Genomic DNA, 19591 nt, shown 5'->3' on the forward strand with positions numbered 1-19591 from the left:
TGTTGCGCCGTATTCCAAAGGCAATCTCTCGATTCCCTTAAAATACATCGATACAATCACAACCCTGATTCACCTACTCGCATACCCATCTCCAGGTACGCTTTCGTGAATCTCTTTACTACTTCTTCCTGATTGTTAAAGAACGACAGCCGATATCACGATTGAGTCGTGTACCGCTCTGACTGGCTCAATCGCCAATGCGCAACGCTCTGCCTTCAGGCAGAACCCTGCGCATTGAGGATTGGTGGAGGATGACGGGATCGAACCGACGACCCCCTGCTTGCAAAGCAGGTGCTCTCCCAGCTGAGCTAATCCCCCGGTCATACCCGACTCAAGGGTGTCCCAGTCAGCACCACAGACAAAGATGGTGGGTCTGGATGGATTCGAACCATCGACCCCCGCCTTATCAAGACGGTGCTCTAACCGACTGAGCTACAGACCCCTGAGTCTGTCTGCGTTGCTTCTCTAAACCACAGCCGATAAGCGTGAGCACTTGAATGCACTGAATGCATAGCTCTGGAAAGGAGGTGATCCAGCCGCACCTTCCGATACGGCTACCTTGTTACGACTTCACCCCAGTCATGAATCCTACCGTGGTGACCGTCCTCCTTGCGGTTAGACTAGCCACTTCTGGTAAAACCCACTCCCATGGTGTGACGGGCGGTGTGTACAAGACCCGGGAACGTATTCACCGCGGCATGCTGATCCGCGATTACTAGCGATTCCAGCTTCACGCACTCGAGTTGCAGAGTGCGATCCGGACTACGATCGGTTTTCTGGGATTGGCTCCACCTCGCGGCTTGGCAACCCTCTGTTCCGACCATTGTATGACGTGTGAAGCCCTACCCATAAGGGCCATGAGGACTTGACGTCATCCCCACCTTCCTCCGGTTTGTCACCGGCAGTCTCCCTGGAGTGCTCTTGCGTAGCAACTAGGGACAAGGGTTGCGCTCGTTGCGGGACTTAACCCAACATCTCACGACACGAGCTGACGACAGCCATGCAGCACCTGTGTGATGGCTCCCTTTCGGGCACTCCCGGCTCTCACCAGGATTCCATCCATGTCAAGGGTAGGTAAGGTTTTTCGCGTTGCATCGAATTAATCCACATCATCCACCGCTTGTGCGGGTCCCCGTCAATTCCTTTGAGTTTTAATCTTGCGACCGTACTCCCCAGGCGGTCAACTTCACGCGTTAGCTACGTTACCAAGCCAATGAAGGCCCGACAACCAGTTGACATCGTTTAGGGCGTGGACTACCAGGGTATCTAATCCTGTTTGCTCCCCACGCTTTCGTGCATGAGCGTCAGTATTGGCCCAGGGGGCTGCCTTCGCCATCGGTGTTCCTCCACATCTCTACGCATTTCACTGCTACACGTGGAATTCCACCCCCCTCTGCCATACTCCAGCGCTGCAGTCACCAATGCAGTTCCCAGGTTAAGCCCGGGGATTTCACATCGGTCTTACAGCACCGCCTGCGCACGCTTTACGCCCAGTAATTCCGATTAACGCTCGCACCCTACGTATTACCGCGGCTGCTGGCACGTAGTTAGCCGGTGCTTATTCTTCCGGTACCGTCATCCCTCACGGATATTAGCCACGAGGTTTTCTTTCCGGACAAAAGTGCTTTACAACCCGAAGGCCTTCTTCACACACGCGGCATTGCTGGATCAGGCTTGCGCCCATTGTCCAAAATTCCCCACTGCTGCCTCCCGTAGGAGTCTGGGCCGTGTCTCAGTCCCAGTGTGGCTGGTCGTCCTCTCAGACCAGCTACAGATCGTCGGCTTGGTAGGCCTTTACCCCACCAACTACCTAATCTGCCATCGGCCGCCCCTTGAGCGCGAGGTCCCGAAAGATCCCCCGCTTTCCTCCACAGAGCGTATGCGGTATTAATCCGGCTTTCGCCGGGCTATCCCCCACTCCAGGACACGTTCCGATGTATTACTCACCCGTTCGCCACTCGCCACCAGACCGAAGTCCGTGCTGCCGTTCGACTTGCATGTGTAAGGCATGCCGCCAGCGTTCAATCTGAGCCAGGATCAAACTCTTCAGTTCAAACCTGTTACTGTTTTCGGTTCCGCAGTTTCCTGCTGACGAACCGGTCGCTCACTCAACGTACTGACGATGATCCATCCGTCTTTCGACAGATAAACCTTCCTCTAATACTGTGTGAGGCTTCTGATACTTTTGCCTTGCAGCAGATTCATACGAACCCGCCGCCGCATTCCGCATCAAGCGCCCACACTTATCGGCTGTTAGTTTTTAAAGATCGATCCGCCCAACCCGCAGCGCCTGAACTACCACCACCCGGCACTGCTTCGTTTGCGTCGCTGCGTCTGCAGCAGAGAAACGAGATTATGGAGAGCGGTCCGCGCCGCGTCAATACCCTTCTCACAAATTATTTTAAAAAGTTGAAGAGCTTAAAAATTGAGCAGCGCCGCGTACAACATGAATTAGTTAGGCGTCCAATTGGATTCCCCTAGGCGCCGCGTCGAGTGGAGTTGCGAAAAGCCGTTAAGCAGCTTTTCCACAGAAAATGTTCGCAAGGCTGTGGATAACCGCTCCACAACCGCGCCAAGTACTTGATCCAAAACCATTCTCGCGCGTTGCGCGCGAAGCGTCGCCGCTTGCGCGGCCACGCGTCACCGTCCTATTCAGGCGGACTTCATCGTCACCCGCGCATTCGTACGCATAAAAGCACTGCGCTCGACCATCGCGCCGAACAACAGCCCGATCGTCGTCCACATGACCACCTGCATGCCGATCGCCGCGACGCGGAACTTCCACAGCAGCACGGCCGGGAACGTGGCCGGCACTTCATTGATGACCGGCATCGACAGTTGTACGGCCGCGATGATCACGACGAATACCAGCCCCGCGACGATCGAGCCGTTCCATGCACCCAGCTTCGCCGCCGCGCGGCGCCGCACCTTCAGCGAAAACACCATCGTCGCGAGCGAAATCGCGATCATCAGAAAGAACAGGCCCGTGCGCGCGCCGATCGTGTCCGGATCACCGACCGACGGCGGATTGGCCGGATACTTGATATTCGGCACGACCACGATGGTGATGAACGCGCCAAGCGCGAGCCACGCGGACAGCGCGCGCACGCTGAACGAACCCGCGCGTCCATACGCATAAGCAAACACCAGCGAGAACAGACCGCCGAATGCCGCGCCATACGTGACCACGCCAGTCAGCAGGCCGAGGCCAGCCTGCGTCTCACGGCTCACGATTTCGGGCTCGGGCGCCTCGCCGCGCGCGGCGGCCGCTTTCTCTTCGAATGAAATCGCCTGATCGACCTGTGGTTCACCGACGATTCGCGCGAACGCGAACGTGAGCAAGCCCGCGACGATGCCCGCGAGCATCCCGCGCACCAACAATTTACCTACCATGTTGAACTCCGTTAGTGGCAGGGAAAGCCAAGCAGATGGCGGCCGTCGTGCACGAACTCATGCACGTACATGCCAGGCACGAGCGACGTCGCACCCTGTTCCGCACCAACGAAGTAAAGCGCGAACAACAGCAGCAAGCCGCCGAACACGACCCACGGCAGCAGTTCACGCAAGGGAATGGGAGTGGGCTGGACCGCCGGTTGCGCGGCGCGATCGAAAACAGCTTTGGTCATGATGGACATCTCCTGGGGTAACGCGCCCCGATAGTCGATTGCAGAGGAATGGTGCGAAGCTCAGGTCTGGCTTTCGGCTCTTGTGGATTGCAAGGCCGATTACAGTGGCGCGACCGCGCCGGGCTCTCACCGGCTTCCGTGCTTCGCAGTGTCGGTATTCTACGCGCTAAACTGCGGCTTCCGCGACGGCGAGGGCTACGCCGCAACGCGCAACGCACGCCGCGAGCCCGTCAAGCCACGCAGGCAAGTGCGAATGAGCCGCTAACGCAAAGAATGGATACGCGACTATTACTGGTGAGCCATGCGGCAACGGCCGCGCAGCGCGCGGGCCGCTTCCCCGCCGACGATCCGCTCGACGCGCGCGGCCGCGCCGAAGCCGAAGCGGCGCGCGCCCGTCTCGCGCTTCCCGCCGACGCCACCGTATTCACCAGCCCCGCCGCCAGCGCCCGCGAAACGGTCGCCGCGCTCGGTCTGAGCGCCACGCCTGCCGACGCATTGGCGGATATCGACTATGGCAAATGGCGCGGCGAGCGCCTCGCGGACATTGCCGACGAAGCCCCCCGCGAACTCGCCGCCTGGACGCGCGAGCCCGACGCAGCACCGCCCGGGGGTGAATCGTTCGATCGAGTCGTGCGGCGGGTCGGAGAGTGGCTCGACGCGCAACAGGCAGACGTACGCTCATGCAACGCGGTCAACGAAGCAGGCTTCGCGGCCTCTGCACACGGTCGAACCATCGTCGCGATCACCCACGCAACGCTTCTGCGAGCGGCAATCGTGCATGCCCTCGGCGCATCGCCAACCGTGTTCTGTCGCATCGAGATCACGCCGCTGTCGGTCGTCGATTTGCGCCACTCGCGACGCGGCTGGTCATGGTGGCCGGCCGCCACCGCCTGAACGGAACCGCCGCTTACCTGCCCGATACCACGAGCCGCAAGCGGTTCGCCCCCTCGGGAGTCAGCGTGATTTCGGTGCGTCGATCCTTCGCGCCGAGATAAAAGTGCTGACGTCCCGGCGAATTCTTATCGTGCGTTGCATCGGGCAGGCACGACGCGATGTCGGCCGCGACCGCTTCCAACGCATCCCCGTTCGAGCCGGCCGCCTGATGCGGTGTCCAAGTGCACCGGAAACTACGATGCGCGGCTGAACATTGCGCGTCGTCGCCATAGGGTTGCGCGACGCCTTTGCCGTCGTCGGGCGTCAGCGAGGTGAAGCCGTCCGGCGCCGCGGCGACGATCCGTTTGAGCGCGCCGCAAGGTCTGGGGCTGTCGTCGGCGGATGCGCCGACCGGCAGCAGCGCAACGAGCGATGCCGCGGTAAGCGTGATAGCGGAGAGTCGATAGGTTTTCATGTTGCGCGTGAAGCTTCCAGAGGGCTGCTGAAAAAAGCCCGCAGCGAGCCACCCTCAATAGCACGCTTCATGCCCATGCGCGCGAACCCCCAGCACGCAGGCGGCGCAGGACGGCACACAAATTGCGTGGCGCCATACCGGCCGCAACATCACGCCGCTTCCGATCAAAGCCAGTGCCGACGTCATTGCAACCATCATGTCGACTACCACCGCCGCCCCCACCCCCGCCCGCTTATCGTCGGGCATCGCAGGAATTGACGACATCCTCGGCGGTGGTCTTACGCCAAACCGCATGTACCTCGTGGAGGGTGCGCCAGGCACGGGCAAAACGACCCTAGCATTGCAATTCTTACTCAAGGGCCTCGACGAAGGGCAGACCGGTCTTTACGTCACGCTGTCCGAAACCCGTGCTGAACTGCTCGCGATCGGCGCGAGCCACGGCTGGGATCTGAGCCGCTTCAAGATACTCGAACAGCTGCCCGAAGAAGGGCTCGAACCGCAATACGAACAGAGCGTGCTGCACCCGGCCGAAGTCGAACTCGGCGAAAGCGTGCGCAACGTGATCGAACACGTCGACGAACTGAAACCCGCGCGCGTCGTGCTCGACAGCCTGTCAGAACTGCGTCTGCTGGCGGAGAACCCGTTGCGCTACCGTCGGCAGATTCTCGCGCTCAAGCACCATTTCTCGACGCGCGCATGCACGGTGCTGCTGCTCGACGACACGTCGGGCAGCGCCTCCGGCATTCAGCTTCACAGCATCGTGCACGGCGTGATCAGCCTCGACAACATTGCCCACGATTACGGCGGCAACCGCCGGCGTCTGCGCATCGCGAAGATGCGCGGCATCAAGTTCCGCGAGGGCTATCACGACTTCACGCTGAACACCGGCGGTCTGCGCGTCTATCCGCGCCTCGTCGCCGCCGAGCATCACCGCGAATTCGGCACGAGCCCGATGAGCACCGGCACGTCCGGCCTCGACGCGCTGCTCGGCGGCGGCCTCGTTCCCGGCACCAATTCGCTGATCATCGGCCCGTCGGGGGTCGGCAAAACCACCACCGTCGTGTCGTGCCTGCTTGCCGCGCTCGAACGCGGCGACCGCTGCGCGTACTACGTGTTCGATGAAACGCTCAGCACCCTGGTCACGCGCTGCGCGTCGCTCGGCATGGATCTCGCACCGCACGTCGACAGCGGCCTGCTGACGCTGCGCCAGATCGATCCCGCGGAAATTTCGCCGGGCGAGCTGTCGAGCGACGTGCGCAACGCGGTCGAAAACGAAGGTGTGCGCTACGTCGCGGTCGACAGCCTGAACGCCTATCTGCAGGCGATGCCCGGCGAGCGCTTCCTGCTGCTGCACATGCACGAGCTGCTCGGCTATCTGAATCAGCAGGGCGTGGTCACGATGCTCGTGCTCGGGCAGCACGGCATCATCGGCGAGGTGCAGACCGAGGTCGACATCAGTTATCTGAGCGACGTGGTCGTGCTGTTCCGCTACTTCGAGCATCACGGCGAAGTGCTGACCGCGGTAACCGCCGTCAAGAGCCGCGCGAACGATCATGAACGCACGATCCGCCAGTTCCGACTCGGCACCAAAGGCGTCGAGGTCGGCGAAGCGCTGCGTGACTTCGAGGGCGTGCTGTCGGGCCTGCCCTCGTATCGCGGCAGCACCGCGATGCTCGGTGCGGCGAATCTGATCGACACGTCGGGACAGTAAGCGATGGAGCAGCGCGTCCTCATCCTCGCACCGTTCGGCCGCGACGCCGAAGTGATCGCCGCTGTGCTGCACAACGACGCACGCGCCTGCGTGACCTGCGACGACGCCGACGCGCTCACCAGCGAGCTTGACGCCGGCGCGGGCACCGCGCTGCTCACCGAGGAAGCGCTCGCGAACGGCCACGGCTCGGGCCTCTTTGCGTGGCTCGAACGCCAGCCCGCATGGTCCGACTTCCCGTTCATCCTGCTCGCCGCGCGCAGCATCGGCCATCGCTCCACGCGCGGGCTCGAAGTACTCGAACGGCTCGGCAACGTCGTCGTGCTCGAACGTCCGCTCAATTCGGAAACCTTGCGGCGCGCGGTCGCGTCATCGTTACGCGCCCGCGGGCGGCAATATGAATCGCGACGGCTGCTTGCCGAGCGCATCGAGGCACAGGACGCGCTGGAGCAGCTGAACGATTCGCTGGAAAGCCGCATCGCCGCGCGCACGCACGAACTCGCGTCAGCCAACGACCGGCTGATGGCCGAGATCCACGAACGCGCGAAGGTGCAGGCCGTGCTCGTGCAATCGCAGAAGATGGAGGCGCTCGGCCAGCTGACTGGCGGCATCGCGCACGACTTCAACAATCTGCTGAACGTGATCATGGTGAACGCGGAACTGATTGCGCGCGTGAGCGGCGACGAACGTCTGCGCGGCATGGCCGCCACCGTCAAACGTGCGACCGAGCGCGGCGCGAAACTGACCGGCCAGCTGCTGACCTTCTCGCGCAACAGCAACCCGAATCTGAAAGCGATCGACGTGGTCGCGCTGCTGCAAGGCATGCGCGACATCATCGCGGTGTCGCTCGGCTCCAGCATCCGCTATGACAACGACTTCGAGCGTAATGAAATGTGGACCCGGGCCGACGCGAATCAGCTCGAGCTCGCGGTGCTCAATCTCGCGATCAACGCTCGCGACGCGATGCCGGATGGCGGCCGCCTCGACATTCACGTGACCCTGCGCGATGCGCCCGACCAGACGCTGAAGCAAGGCCGCTACGTCGTGATCGAAGTCACCGATACCGGAGAAGGCATTCCGCCCGACGTCCTGTCGCGCGTGTTCGATCCGTTCTTCACGACCAAGCCTGTCGGCAAGGGCACGGGGCTCGGCCTGAGCCAGGTGTATGGCATCGCGAGGCAGGCGGGCGGCACCGCGCGCATCTTCAGCGAAGAAGGCACCGGCACCACGGTGCAGATCTGGCTGCCGATGCGCGAGCGGGTGCACGCGCACAACGAAGCGGAGTCCCACGCGGAAGCGAACGCAGCCGGCGACAAGCACGTGCTCGTGGTCGAGGACGACAACGAGGTGCGCGCGATGCTCGTTGAATCGTTGCGCATGCTCGGCTATACGGTGACCGAGGCCGCCGACGGCCAGGCGGGCCTCGACCGCCTCGTCGACGATCATCCCGATCTGCTGATGGTCGACTTCGCGATGCCGGGCATGAACGGCATCGACGTGATCGCCGCGGCGCGCAAGCTGCGTGCCGATCTTCCGGTGATCCTCGCGACCGGTTATGCGGACGTGAACATTTCCGATCTCGCAGTCAAGCATTGCACGATCCTGCGCAAGCCGTTCCAGCTCGACGATCTGGCGCGCACGGTGCGGATCGGGCTGGTTGCGTGATTCGCACCGCAGACTCCTCCGCTTCGGCCACGATTTCCAAATCAATAGTTTGCTAACGAATATTTTGGAAATACAATACCGGCCATGTCGAATCTCGATGCCTTGCGCCGCACCGTCAGCAGCACGCTGGTCGTCGCCGCCAGAAAGTGGCGGCGCACGAGTCACGGTGTGCTCGCGGCCTTCAACGTCTCCGAAGCGTGCGCGACACCGCTTCTGACCGCAAGCCGGCTCGGCTCGGCGGTGCGTCAGGTCACGCTCGCCGATCACATCGGCATCGAGGGGCCATCGCTCGTGCGGCTGCTCGACCAGTTGTGCGCGGCCGGCCTGATGCGCCGTGACGAAGACCCCGAAGACCGCCGCGCGAAGACCGTCGCCCTGACCGACGAAGGCCGCGCCGTCACCGCGAAGATGGAAGAAGAGCTGGTCACGCTGCGCGCGCAGGCGCTCAAAGGTGTATCGCGCGACGATCTCGAAGCCGCGCTGCGCGTGCTCGACGCATTCACGACCGATGCCGCCGCACGTGCCGAACCAGGCGGCGGCGAGCCCGAGCCGGCCAAAGGCGAGGCGCTTGCCCGCAAGGTCAAACGGACGAGCGGCAAAAACGCGGCGAAACCGGCCGGCAAATCACGCGGCACCGTCAAGGCGCGCAAGCCCACCAGGCGCGGCGCGCGAGCCAGCGCGCCGCATAACGCCGATTCCGCGTAACGGCTTATGGTCTATCCCACTCTCCGCGACTGGCTGTTCTCCGTCAAGACGTTCGCCGCGGCCATGCTCGCGCTCTACATCGGCCTCGCGTTCGAACTGCCGCGGCCGTACTGGGCGATGGCCACCGTCTACATCGTGTCGAACCCGTTCGTCGGCGCGACCCGCTCGAAGGCGATCTATCGTGCGCTTGGCACGGTGCTCGGCGCGTCGGGCGCGGTGCTGCTGGTGCCGCCGTTCGTCGAATCGCCGTACCTGTTCAGCGTGATCGTCGCAGCGTGGACCGGCACGATGCTGTACCTCGCGGTATCGGACCGCACCGCGCGCAGCTACGTGTTCATGCTGGCCGCCTATACGATGCCGATCATCGCGCTGCCATCGGTGACGAATCCGACCGGCGTGTTCGATCTCGCCGTGAGCCGGACCGAGGAGATCATTCTCGGCATCGTCTGCGCGAGCATCGTCGGCAGCGCGGTGTTTCCGAGCCGGCTCGCGCCGACGATCATCGAGCGCACCGACGCATGGTTTCGCGACGCCGCGTTCTACGCGACCGAAACGCTATCGGGCCGCATCGCAAGCTCGGCGATTTCCGGCGCGCGGCAACGGCTCGCGAGCACGATCAACGGTCTCGAACTGCTGCTGAGCCAGCTCGCATACGACCACACGCGGCCCGACGTGCTCGCGCGCGCGCATGAACTGCGCGGCCGCATGCAGTTGCTGCTGCCGATCATGTCGTCGCTCGCCGATCCGCTGCTCGCGCTCTACAACAACGGCCCGCAACACTGGCCCGAAGGGCTGCAGACGCTGATCGACGACGTCATCAACTGGTTCGAGCAACCGCTGCCCGAGCCGAGCGAGGGCTATCACGCGGACGAAACCGCCAACGCGCTGCGCGCGCGCATCGCCGCGATGCGCCCGCCCGCCGCCGCGCTCGCGCATTGGGACGGCGCGCTGCTGTCGAATGCGCTGTGGCGCCTGGGGCAAGTGATCGACGTGTGGCAGGACTGCCGCTCGCTGCGCATCATCATCACGCGCGAGGAAGGTTCGTGGCGGCCGCATTTCCGTCACTGGCGGCTCGGCGGCACCGAGCGCTTCTACGATCGCGGCATGATGCTGTTCGCGTCGCTGTCGGCGGGCGCGGCCGTGGTGCTCGCGTGCGCGCTGTGGATCGGCTCGGGCTGGAACGACGGCGCGAGCGCGGTCACGCTGGCGGCAGTGGCCTGCTGCTTCTTCGCCGCGCTCGACGAGCCCGCGCCGTTCGTGTTCCGCTTCTTCGTCGCGACGGGCGTCGCCGTCGTGGCCGCGGGCCTCTATCTGTTCGTCGTGCTGCCACAGGTGCACGACTTCGCGATGCTGGTGATCCTGTTCGCCGGGCCGTTCATTCTGGTCGGCACGCTCATTCCACGCCCGCAGTTCAACATGGTGACGGTGCTGGTCGCGGTGAACACGGCCACCTTCATCAGCATTCAGGACGCTTACGACGCGAACTTCCTGACGTTCCTGAACGCCAACCTCGCGGGCCTTTCCGGCCTGCTCTACGCCTATCTGTGGACCCGCGTGACGCGCCCGTTCGGCGCCGAGCTCGCCGCGGCGCGCCTGTTGCGCTCGAGCTGGGCCGACGTCGCGCTGACCGCATCCACGCGGCCGATCGAAGATCCGCGCAACCTCGCCGCGCGCATGCTCGACCGGTTGATGCAATTGATCCCGCGCCTCGCGGCCACCGACGATTACCGCCATCCGTCGATCGAGAGCTTCCGCGACCTGCGCATCGCGTTCAACGCGCTCGATCTGCGCCGCCTCACACGCAAGCTCGGCGGCGAAGCGGCCGGCGCGATCGAGCATGTGCTGGATGGAGTGCGTACATACTACGAGAGCTGCGTCGCTCGACGCCACCGCGAGCCGGTACCGGACAGCCTGATGTCGTTGATCGACGTGGCCGTCGCGCGCGTCACCGCGCAGGGGCTCGCCAACGCCGCGGCGCCGACCGAGACCTCGCAAACCTCGGCGCGTCAGTTGCGCGATGCGCTGCACGCGCTGGTCGGCTTGCGTCTTTCGCTGTTTCCGGCGACCCTCACGAAACCAACGCCGACCGAACCGGAGGCCGCCGCGTGATGTACCCATTCTTGCGCCACCGCTCGTACCCGCTGGCGCGCCCCGTCCCCCCTTTTCCCAGCTCCCGCGATGATCGGTGAAATCGATATCTTCGGCGTGTTCGTACCGTCCGTGCTGGTCCTGATGTTGATCGCGTATCTGATCAACCTCGGCATTCGCACCGTGCTCGATTACGCCGGGTTTTACCGCTTCGTCTGGCATCGCTCCGTCTTCGATCTCGGCATCTATGTGCTGGTGCTGGGCCTTGTCGTCGTCGTTTCGCACAGACTAATAACGTGAAAAAAACCTGGTTCTCCGTCGGTCAGATCCTGCTGACCCTGATCGTCGTGGTGGTCGCGGCATTCGTGCTGTGGAAACTCGTCAACTACTACTTGTTCGCGCCGTGGACCCGCGACGGCCACGTACGCGCCGACGTGATCCAGGTCGCCCCCGACGTGTCGGGACTGATTTCGTCGGTCGAGGTCATGGACAACCAGCAGGTCAAGCAGGGCCAGGTGCTGTTCAGAATCGATCAGGCGCGCTACACGCTCGCCTTGCGTCAGGCCGAGGCAACCGCGCAGCAGCGTCGCGCGACGCTCGATCAGGCGCGCCGCGAATATGCGCGCAACCGCCAGCTCGGCAATCTCGTGGCCGCCGAAGTGCTCGAAGAAAGCCGTTCGCGCGTCGACGCGGGCGAAGCCGCGCTGGCCGACGCGAACGTCGCGATCGACACCGCCAAGCTGAACCTCGAACGTTCGACGATCAAAAGCCCGGTCGACGGCTATCTGAACGACCGCGCGCCGCGCGCCGGCGAATTCGTCGCGGCGGGCCGCGCGGTGGTCGCGGTGGTCGACATGCATTCGTTCCGCGTCGACGGCTACTTCGAGGAGACCAAGCTGCGCGGCATCGACATCGGCCAGCGGGTCGACATCATCGTGATGGGCGAGCCGAAGCCGCTGCGCGGGCACGTGCAGAGCATCGTCGCCGGCATCGAAGACCGCGACCGCACGCAAAGCGCCAATCTGCTGCCGAACGTGAACCCGGCGTTCAGCTGGGTGCGGCTCGCGCAGCGCATTCCGGTGCGCGTCGCGCTCGATGAAGTGCCCGCTGATTTTCGCCTGATCGCGGGGCGGACCGCGACGGTGTCGGTGCGTGACCTGTCGCCGGTCAGGACCCGAGCCGTGTCGGGCACGGGCGGCGCATCTGGCTCGGTCGCCGCTTCGGCTGCGCCGGTGGCGCCGGGTTCGTCGGTGGGCTCCGGGTCGGCCGGGGCAACGGCCACCGCAGCATCGGGCGCGTCGCAATGAAGTTCGTGCGTACCTTGTCCTCGCTGGCGCCGCGCTTGCCGCTGCTGCCACTGCTGCCGTTATTGCCGCTCACCTTCGCGCTGAACGGCTGCATCAATGTCGGGCCGAACTACACGCTGCCGAAACAGGCGCTCGTCAATGCGCCGCTCGCCACCGGAGCGATCGAGGGCGCCGATCCCACGCTGACGTCGAACCTCAATACGCCGACCGTCTGGTGGAAGCTGTACGACGATCCGGTGCTGAACGGTCTGGTCGAACTGGCGTTGAAATCGAATACCGATCTGCGCGTCGCGGCCGCGAATCTCGCGCGCTCGCGCGAAGCGCTGGGCGTGGCGCAGGCGCAGGGCGGCTTCTCGGGCAACGCGTCGGTGGCGATCCAGCGCGCGCAGGAATCGGCCGAGCAATTCCTGCTGTTCGAGAAACTGCCGGTCGCCAATCTGGGCGACATGGGCATCAACGTCTCGTACGAAATCGATCTGTTCGGCAAGCTGCGCCGCGGCGTCGAAGCGGCGGCGGCGGACACCGAGGCCGTGGAAGCCGCGGGCGACCTCGCGCGCATCACCGTCGTCGCGGACGTGGTGCGCTCGTACGTCGAACAATGCTCGGCGGCGGAGGAATTGCACATCGCGCAGCAATCGCTCGCGTTGCAGAAGCAGCGCGTGGATCTGTCGCGCCGTCTGCGCGACGCGGGCCGCGGCAACCAGACCGCGGTCACGAGCGGCCAGACCCAGGTCGAGACGCTGACGGCCGACATTCCGCGCTACACCGCACGCCGCAAGATCGCGCAATACCGGCTCGCAATGCTGCTGGCGCAGTCACCGTCCCAGTTACCGCCGGCCGTGCTCGCGTGCGACCGGCTGCCGCAAATCCACCAGCCGATTCCGATCGGCGACGGCGCCGGGCTGCTGCGGCGGCGCCCGGATGTGCACGAAGCCGAGCGTCAGCTCGCGGCGTCGACGGCGCGCATCGGCGTCGCGACCGGCGCGCTTTACCCGAGCATCAGCATCGGCGCGTCGGCGGGCTTCACCGGCATTCTGGAAGACATTCCCACTCAGCCGACGGCGCGTTGGGGCTTCGGTCCGCTGATCAGCTGGAACTTCCCGGCCAATGGCGCGCGGCAGCGGGTCCGCGAAGCCGAAGCGTCGAGCCAGGTCGCGCTCGCGAAGTTCGACGGCGTGGTGCTGGGCGCTCTGCGTGAAACCGAGACCAACCTCGCGACCTACGCGTCCGATTACGCACGCGCCGAAGCGCTGCGCGCGGCGCTGAAGTCGGCCGCGCAATCGGCGGATGAAACGCATCGGCTGTATCGCGCGGGGCGCGAGTCGTTCATCGCCGACCTCGACGCGACGCGCACGCTGACGTCCGCGAAGTCGCAGCTCGCGGCGGCGGAAGGCCAGGTGGCGGTCGATCAGGTCAATCTGTTCCTGTCGCTGGGCGGCGGGTGGGAGGTCGGCGGGCAAAGCACGCCGGGAGAAACGCGGCCGCAGTTGCAGGCAACACCTGTGGCGGGCAAGCCGAGCGCGAAGTCGGGAGCGTCGGGCGCCGCGACTGCGAAAGCGCCTTGATCGGCCTTGATCGGCCGTCTTACGATTTATTTTTGACAAGCTTTCTTTTTGCTTTCCATTTCGGTTAAATACGTGACACCACTTCAACTACGGGGTCTCGTATGTCGCCATTCATGCAGGGCGTAGTCACATTGGGCGGATGCATCGGTATCTTCACGCGTCACCGACCGCGGTGAAGATACCGATGCATCCGCCCAATGTGACTACGCCCTGCATGAATGGCGACATACGAGACCCCGTAGTTGAAGTGGTGTCACGTATTTAAGCCGAATGGCAAGCAAAAAGAAAGCTTGTCAAAATAAATCGTAAGACGGCCGATCAAGGCGCCGCGACTGCGAAAGCGCCTTGATCGGCCGTCTTACGATTTATTTTTGACAGCTTTTTTTTGCTTTCCATTTCGGTTAAATACGTGACACCACTTCAACTACGGGGTCTCGTATGTCGCCATTCATGCAGGGCGTAGTCACATTGGGCGGATGCATCGGTATCTTCACCGCGGTGGTGACGTGAAGATACCGATGCATCCGCCCAATGTGACTACGCCCCTGCATGAAGGGCGACATACGAGACCCCGTAGTTGAAGTGGTGTCACGTATTTAACCGAAATGGAAAGCAAAAAGAAAGCTTGTCAAAAATAAATCGTAAGACGGGCCGATCAAGGCGCTTCGCAGTCGCGGCGCCTTGATCGCCGTCTTACGATTTATTTTTGACAAGCTTTCTTTTGCTTTCCATTTCGGTTAAATACGTGACACCACTTCAACTACGGGGTCTCGTATGTCGCCATTCATGCAGGGCGTAGTCACATTGGGGCGGATGCATCGGTATCTTCACCGTCACCATCCAGCGGTGAAGATACCGATGCATCGCCCAATGTGACTACGCCCTGCATGAATGGCGACATACGAGACCCCGTAGTTGAAGTGGTGTCACGTATTTAACCGAAATGGAAAGCAAAAAGAAAGCTTGTCAAAAATAAATCGTAAGACGGCCGATCAAGGCGCTTTCGCAGTCGCGGCGCCTTGATCGCCGTCTTACGATTTATTTTTGACAAGCTTTCTTTTGCTTTCATTTCGGTTAAATACGTGACACCACTTCAACTACGGGGTCTCGTATGTCGCCATTCATGCAGGGCGTAGTCACATTGGGCGGATGCATCGGTATCTTCACCGTCACCACCGCGGTGAAGATACCGATGCATCCGCCCAATGTGACTACGCCCTGCATGAATGGCGACATACGAGACCCCGTAGTTGAAGTGGTGTCACGTATTTAACCGAAATGGAAAGCAAAAAGAAAGCTTGTCAAAAATAAATCGTAAGACGGCCGATCAAGGCGCCGCGACTGCGAAAGCGCCTTGATCGCCGTCTTACGATTTATTTTTGACAAGCTTTCTTTTGCTTTCCATTTCGTTAAATACGTGACACCACTTCAACTACGGGGTCTCGTATGTCGCCATTCATGCAGGGCGTAGTCACATTGGGCGGATGCATCGGTATCTTCACCGCGGTGGTGACGGTGAAGGATACCGATGCATCCGCCCAATGTGACTACGCCCTGCATGAATGGCGACATACGAGACCCCGTAGTTGAAGTGGTGTCACGTATTTAACCGAAATGGAAAGCAAAAAGAAAGCTTGTCAAAAATAAATCGTAAGACGTGCCGATCAAGGCGCCGCGACTGCGAAAGCGCCTTGATCGGCCGTCTTACGATTTATTTTTGACAACTTTCTTTTTGCTTTCCATTTCGGTTAAATACGTGACACCACTTCAACTACGGGTCTCGTATGTCGCCATTCATGCAGGCGTAGTCACATTGGGCGGATGCATCGTATCTTCACCGTCACCACCGCGGTGAAGATACCGGATGCATCCGCCCAATGTGACTACGCCCTGCATGAATGGCGACATACGAGACCCCGTAGTTTGAAGTGGTGTCACGTATTTAACCGAAATGGAAAGCAAAAAGTAAGCTTGTCAAAAATAAATCGTAAGACGGCCGATCAGGCGCTTCGCAGTCGCGGCGCCTTGATCGGCCGTCTTACGATTTATTTTTGACAAGCTTTCTTTTTGCTTTCCATTTCGGTTAAATACGTGACACCACTTCAACTACGGGTCTCGTATGTCGCCATTCATGCAGGGCGTAGTCACATTGGGCGGATGCATCGGTATCTTCACCGCGTGGTGACGGTGGTCGAAATGTTTTGCGCGTTGAGTTGGGGCGGGCGGCGATACATCAGGCGGCGGCGAAGGCGCGCAAGAGCTGAGCCGCTGTTGCGGAGCGCCGCCCGCCCAACTCAAACGCGCAAACATTTCGACCACCGTCACCACCAGCGGTGAAGATACCGATGCATCCGCCCAATGTGACTACGCCCTGCATGAATGGCGACATACGAGACCCCGTAGTTGAAGTGGTGTCACGTATTTAAAACCGAAATGGAAAGCAAAAAGAAAGCTTGTCAAAAATAAATCGTAAGACGGCCGATCAAGGCGCCGCGACTGCGAAAGCGCCTTGATCGGCCGTCTTACGATTTATTTTTCTTTTTGCTTTCCATTTCGGTTAAATACGTGACACCACTTCAACTACGGGGTCTCGTATGTCGCCATTCATGCAGGGCGTAGTCACATTGGGCGGATGCATCGGTATCTTCACCGCGGTGGTGACGGTGGTCGAAATGTTTGCGCGTTGAGTTGGGCGGGCGGCGCTCCGCAACAGCGGCTCAGCTCTTGCGCGCCTTCGCCGCCGCCTGATGTATCGCCGCCCGCACCCGCGGATACGTGCCGCAACGGCACACCACGGGCGTCATCGCCTCGTCGATGTCGGCATCGGTCGGATCGGGCTTGTGCTTCAGCAACGCGCAAGCCGCCATCAATTGCGCGCTCTGGCAATAACCGCACTGCACCACATCGAGTTCGAGCCACGCGGTCTTCAGCGCCTGCGCCTCGCGTCCCTGCAAACCCTCGATCGTCGTGATCTTCTGCGTATGCAGGCTCGACATCGGCGTCTGGCAAGAGAGGCACGCGGCATCATCGAGATTGATCGTGCATGCGCCGCAGATGCCCACGCCGCAGCCGAACTTGGTGCCGGTCATGCCGAGATCGCAGCGCAGTACCCATAGCAGCGGCATGTCCGGGTCGGCATTGACCAGCACTCTGCGTCCGTTGATGTTCAGTACCGCCACGCCTGCCTCCTGAGTCGCCACGCTGCATCGCAAGCTGTTGCCTGTCCGCCGTCCGTCATGCAAGCCGCAACGGCAGCGCCCGCAAACGCTGCCCCGTCAGCGCGAACACCGCATTGCCCACCGCCGGCGCGATCGGCGGCACGCCCGGCTCGCCGACACCTTGCGGATGCAGTTGGCTCGGCATGATGTCGACTTCGATCGCCGGGCACACATTCATCCGCACGACCGGAAAGTCCACGAAGTTCTGCTGCTGCACCTGGCCGTTGACGATCGTGATCTCGTTCTGCAACGCGCTCGACAGCCCAAACACGATGCCGCCTTCCATCTGCTGACGGATCAGGTTCGGGTTCACCGGTAAGCCGCAATCGATCACGCACACCACGCGATGCACGCGAATCTGCCGGTTCGCCCCGATCGACACCTCCGCGACCTGCGCCACGACGCTGCCGAATGCCTCGTGCAACGCGACGCCACGCGCGCAGCGCGCGCCATCGGCGGCGGGTTTGAGCGGACGTCCCCAGTCCGATAACTTCTCGACACGCTTCAGGACCGCCAGATGACGCGGATGCTGGGCGAGCAGCATCGCGCGAAACGCGATCGGGTCCTGGCCGGCCGCGGCGGCGGCTTCGTCGGTGAAGCTCTCGGTGAAGAAGGCCTGATGCGAGTGGCCGACCGAGCGCCAGAAGCCGATCGGCACCGGCAATTCGACGATCTTGTGCGACACGCGCGCGGCCGGCCACTCGTAGGGTTGATCGAACGCGCCTTCGCAGGTGGTCTTGTCGATCGGAATGCGGGGCATGCCGTAGTAGCGCGCGAGCGCATCCGGCACGATCGCCTGGCCCGCCGACTTCGCGTGCCACGCGACCAGCTTGCCCTGTTCGTCGAAGCCGGCCTGCAGCCACGCCGCGCACGCGGGCCGGTAGAAGTCGTGCGTGAAATCCTGCTGGCGCGACCAGATGGTCTGCACCGGACGGCCATCGGCCTCGCGCGCGATCGCCGCCGCCTGCGCGACGAAATCGAGTTCGAGGCGCCGGCCGAACGCGCCGCCCAACAACTGCGTCTGCACATCGACGAGATCGACGTCGAGGTCGAGCACTTTCGCCGCATGGTGCCGCGCGAGCCGCGGCATTTGCGTCGATACCCAGACGGTCGCCGCGCCGTCGGCGACCTGCACCGTGCAGTTCAGCGGCTCGACCGCGCCATGCGCGAGGTAGGGCGCGTGATAGACCGCTTCGATCTTGCGCGCCGCGCGGCTCATCGCGTTGTCGACGTTGCCGATGACGTAATACACGTGACCGTCCGTATGGTCGAGCGCGTCGACGAGGTGGCGATCCACCTCCGTGCTCGACAGCTTCGCGGCCTCGCCGTGATGCCAGCTCACGTTGATCGCCTCGACCGCGTTCATCGCGTGAAACGCATTGTCCGCGATCACGGCTACGCCGCCGGTGCCGCCCGCATACGGCCGCACGGCGAGCGCCTTGATGAAGCCCGGCATCTTTTGCGCGGGCGTCGCGTCGAAATGCGCGACCGTGCCGCCGAGCGTCGGGCACATCACGACGCTCGCATAGACCAGGCCGTTCGGCAGCACGTCGATGCCGAAGCGCGCCGCGCCGTCGATTTTCGACGCGGCTTCGATGCGCCGTACGGGCTGGCCGATCAGCTTGAAGTCGGCGGGCTGCTTCAGGACGACGCTGCGCGGCAGCGGCTGGCCCGAGGCCACCGACGACAACTCGCCGAACGTCGCCTTATGTCCCCGCGGATGCAGCACGTAGCCCTGTTCCGCGCGGCATTCGCGGACCGGCACGTCCCAGCGCTCGGCCGCCGCCCCGATCAGCATCACGCGCGCCGACGCGCCGGCCTCGCGCATCGGCGTCCAGAGATCGTTCATGCTCGACGAGCCGCCCGTCATCATCGTGCCGATCTCACGCACCGCCTTGCTCGTAATCCACACGGTGCCGCGCCGGATATAGCTGTCGTCGTCCGGGCGAAACGGCAGATCGTCGACGATGCTCTGCACCGCGTTGTAGATCCGGTCGATCGGCGCCTCTTCGACGTGCACCTGCGACCAGTCGGCGTCGAGCTCTTCGGCGAGCAGCATCGCAAGCCCCGTATGGATGCCCTGCCCCATCTCGGCCTTCGGCACCATGATCGTCACACGGTTATCGGTGTCGATCTTGACCCAGCCGTTCAGCGCGACCTGCGTGCCTTGCGTCGGCAGCGGCGTCGACGTCATCAGGCGCTGGCGCGGCGGCAGCACGCCCCAGCCGACCAGCAGCCCGCCCAACGCACTGGCGCCGCCAAGCAGAAAGGTTCTGCGCGTCAACATGGCATGACTCGCTCGGCTGGCTCGATGATAGGAAAGCGGCGACAGCGCTGATGCACCCGTCTTTGACTGCGAAT

The 19591-nt window shown here is 62.7% G+C and carries 13 protein-coding genes, 2 tRNA genes and 1 rRNA gene; 8 read left to right on the top strand and 8 right to left on the bottom strand.

Annotated elements, in window-relative coordinates; all coding sequences use genetic code 11:
• Positions 1-242: 242 nt before the first annotated feature.
• From QFZ91_RS36975 to QFZ91_RS36995, 5 genes are all read right to left on the bottom strand, one after another.
• Positions 243-318, bottom strand: a tRNA-Ala gene (locus tag QFZ91_RS36975).
• Between the two features lie 47 nt (positions 319-365).
• Positions 366-442 (bottom strand) — tRNA-Ile (locus tag QFZ91_RS36980).
• Between the two features lie 78 nt (positions 443-520).
• Positions 521-2053 (bottom strand): 16S ribosomal RNA (locus QFZ91_RS36985).
• Between the two features lie 599 nt (positions 2054-2652).
• Positions 2653-3393 carry a CbtA family protein gene (locus QFZ91_RS36990; RefSeq protein WP_429570301.1) on the bottom strand — a complete coding sequence of 247 codons (741 nt, stop codon included), beginning with the start codon at positions 3391-3393 and terminating at the stop codon, positions 2653-2655.
• Positions 3394-3404: 11 nt separating this feature from the next.
• Positions 3405-3626, bottom strand: a complete 222-nt coding sequence (locus tag QFZ91_RS36995; RefSeq protein WP_176378948.1) for a CbtB domain-containing protein — start codon at positions 3624-3626, stop codon at positions 3405-3407.
• Between the two features lie 273 nt (positions 3627-3899).
• Between QFZ91_RS36995 and QFZ91_RS37000 the strand changes: the two genes are divergently transcribed.
• Positions 3900-4520 (top strand): histidine phosphatase family protein, encoded by a 621-nt coding sequence (locus QFZ91_RS37000; protein ID WP_429570302.1) that lies wholly within the window; start codon positions 3900-3902, stop codon positions 4518-4520.
• 13 nt (positions 4521-4533) lie between these two features.
• Here QFZ91_RS37000 and QFZ91_RS37005 read toward each other — a convergent pair whose 3' ends face one another.
• Positions 4534-4974, bottom strand: a complete 441-nt coding sequence (locus QFZ91_RS37005) for a hypothetical protein (RefSeq protein ID WP_429570303.1) — start codon at positions 4972-4974, stop codon at positions 4534-4536.
• 196 nt (positions 4975-5170) lie between these two features.
• Between QFZ91_RS37005 and QFZ91_RS37010 the strand changes: the two genes are divergently transcribed.
• The 7 genes from QFZ91_RS37010 (at position 5171) to QFZ91_RS37040 (ending at position 14012) form a co-directional block, all read left to right on the top strand.
• Positions 5171-6685: an ATPase domain-containing protein gene (locus tag QFZ91_RS37010; protein WP_429570304.1), complete on the top strand. Its 1515-nt coding sequence runs from the start codon at positions 5171-5173 to the stop codon at positions 6683-6685.
• 3 nt (positions 6686-6688) lie between these two features.
• Positions 6689-8347 (top strand): ATP-binding protein, encoded by a 1659-nt coding sequence (locus QFZ91_RS37015; protein WP_429570305.1) that lies wholly within the window; start codon positions 6689-6691, stop codon positions 8345-8347.
• Positions 8348-8431: 84 nt separating this feature from the next.
• A complete protein-coding gene (locus QFZ91_RS37020) occupies positions 8432-9052 on the top strand; it encodes a MarR family winged helix-turn-helix transcriptional regulator (RefSeq protein WP_176378943.1) in 621 nt (206 codons plus the stop codon).
• Between the two features lie 6 nt (positions 9053-9058).
• Positions 9059-11161 carry an FUSC family protein gene (locus QFZ91_RS37025; RefSeq protein WP_429570306.1) on the top strand — a complete coding sequence of 701 codons (2103 nt, stop codon included), beginning with the start codon at positions 9059-9061 and terminating at the stop codon, positions 11159-11161.
• Between the two features lie 69 nt (positions 11162-11230).
• The gene (locus QFZ91_RS37030; protein ID WP_176123222.1) at positions 11231-11440 is read left to right on the top strand and encodes a DUF1656 domain-containing protein; all 210 of its coding nucleotides are present in this window, start codon (positions 11231-11233) and stop codon (positions 11438-11440) included.
• Entirely contained in the window at positions 11437-12447 is a 1011-nt protein-coding gene (locus QFZ91_RS37035) for an efflux RND transporter periplasmic adaptor subunit (RefSeq protein ID WP_429570307.1), read from the top strand. The genes QFZ91_RS37030 and QFZ91_RS37035 overlap by 4 nt, the downstream gene beginning before the upstream one ends.
• On the top strand, positions 12444-14012 hold the full coding sequence (locus QFZ91_RS37040) for an efflux transporter outer membrane subunit (RefSeq protein ID WP_429570308.1): 1569 nt from the start codon (positions 12444-12446) through the stop codon (positions 14010-14012). Before QFZ91_RS37035 ends, QFZ91_RS37040 begins: the two co-directional genes overlap by 4 nt.
• 2717 nt (positions 14013-16729) lie before the next feature.
• Here the strand turns inward: QFZ91_RS37040 and QFZ91_RS37045 are convergent.
• Together QFZ91_RS37045 and QFZ91_RS37050 are read right to left on the bottom strand one after the other, a co-directional pair.
• A complete protein-coding gene (locus tag QFZ91_RS37045) occupies positions 16730-17191 on the bottom strand; it encodes a (2Fe-2S)-binding protein (protein ID WP_368715440.1) in 462 nt (153 codons plus the stop codon).
• A gap of 55 nt (positions 17192-17246) precedes the next feature.
• Positions 17247-19517, bottom strand: coding sequence for a molybdopterin cofactor-binding domain-containing protein (locus QFZ91_RS37050; protein ID WP_429570309.1), 2271 nt, complete (start codon positions 19515-19517; stop codon positions 17247-17249).
• Positions 19518-19591: the final 74 nt, after the last annotated feature.

The sequence above is a fragment of the Paraburkholderia sp. JPY419 genome (genome assembly GCF_050435705.1).
In the GTDB taxonomy this organism is placed as follows: domain Bacteria; phylum Pseudomonadota; class Gammaproteobacteria; order Burkholderiales; family Burkholderiaceae; genus Paraburkholderia; species Paraburkholderia youngii.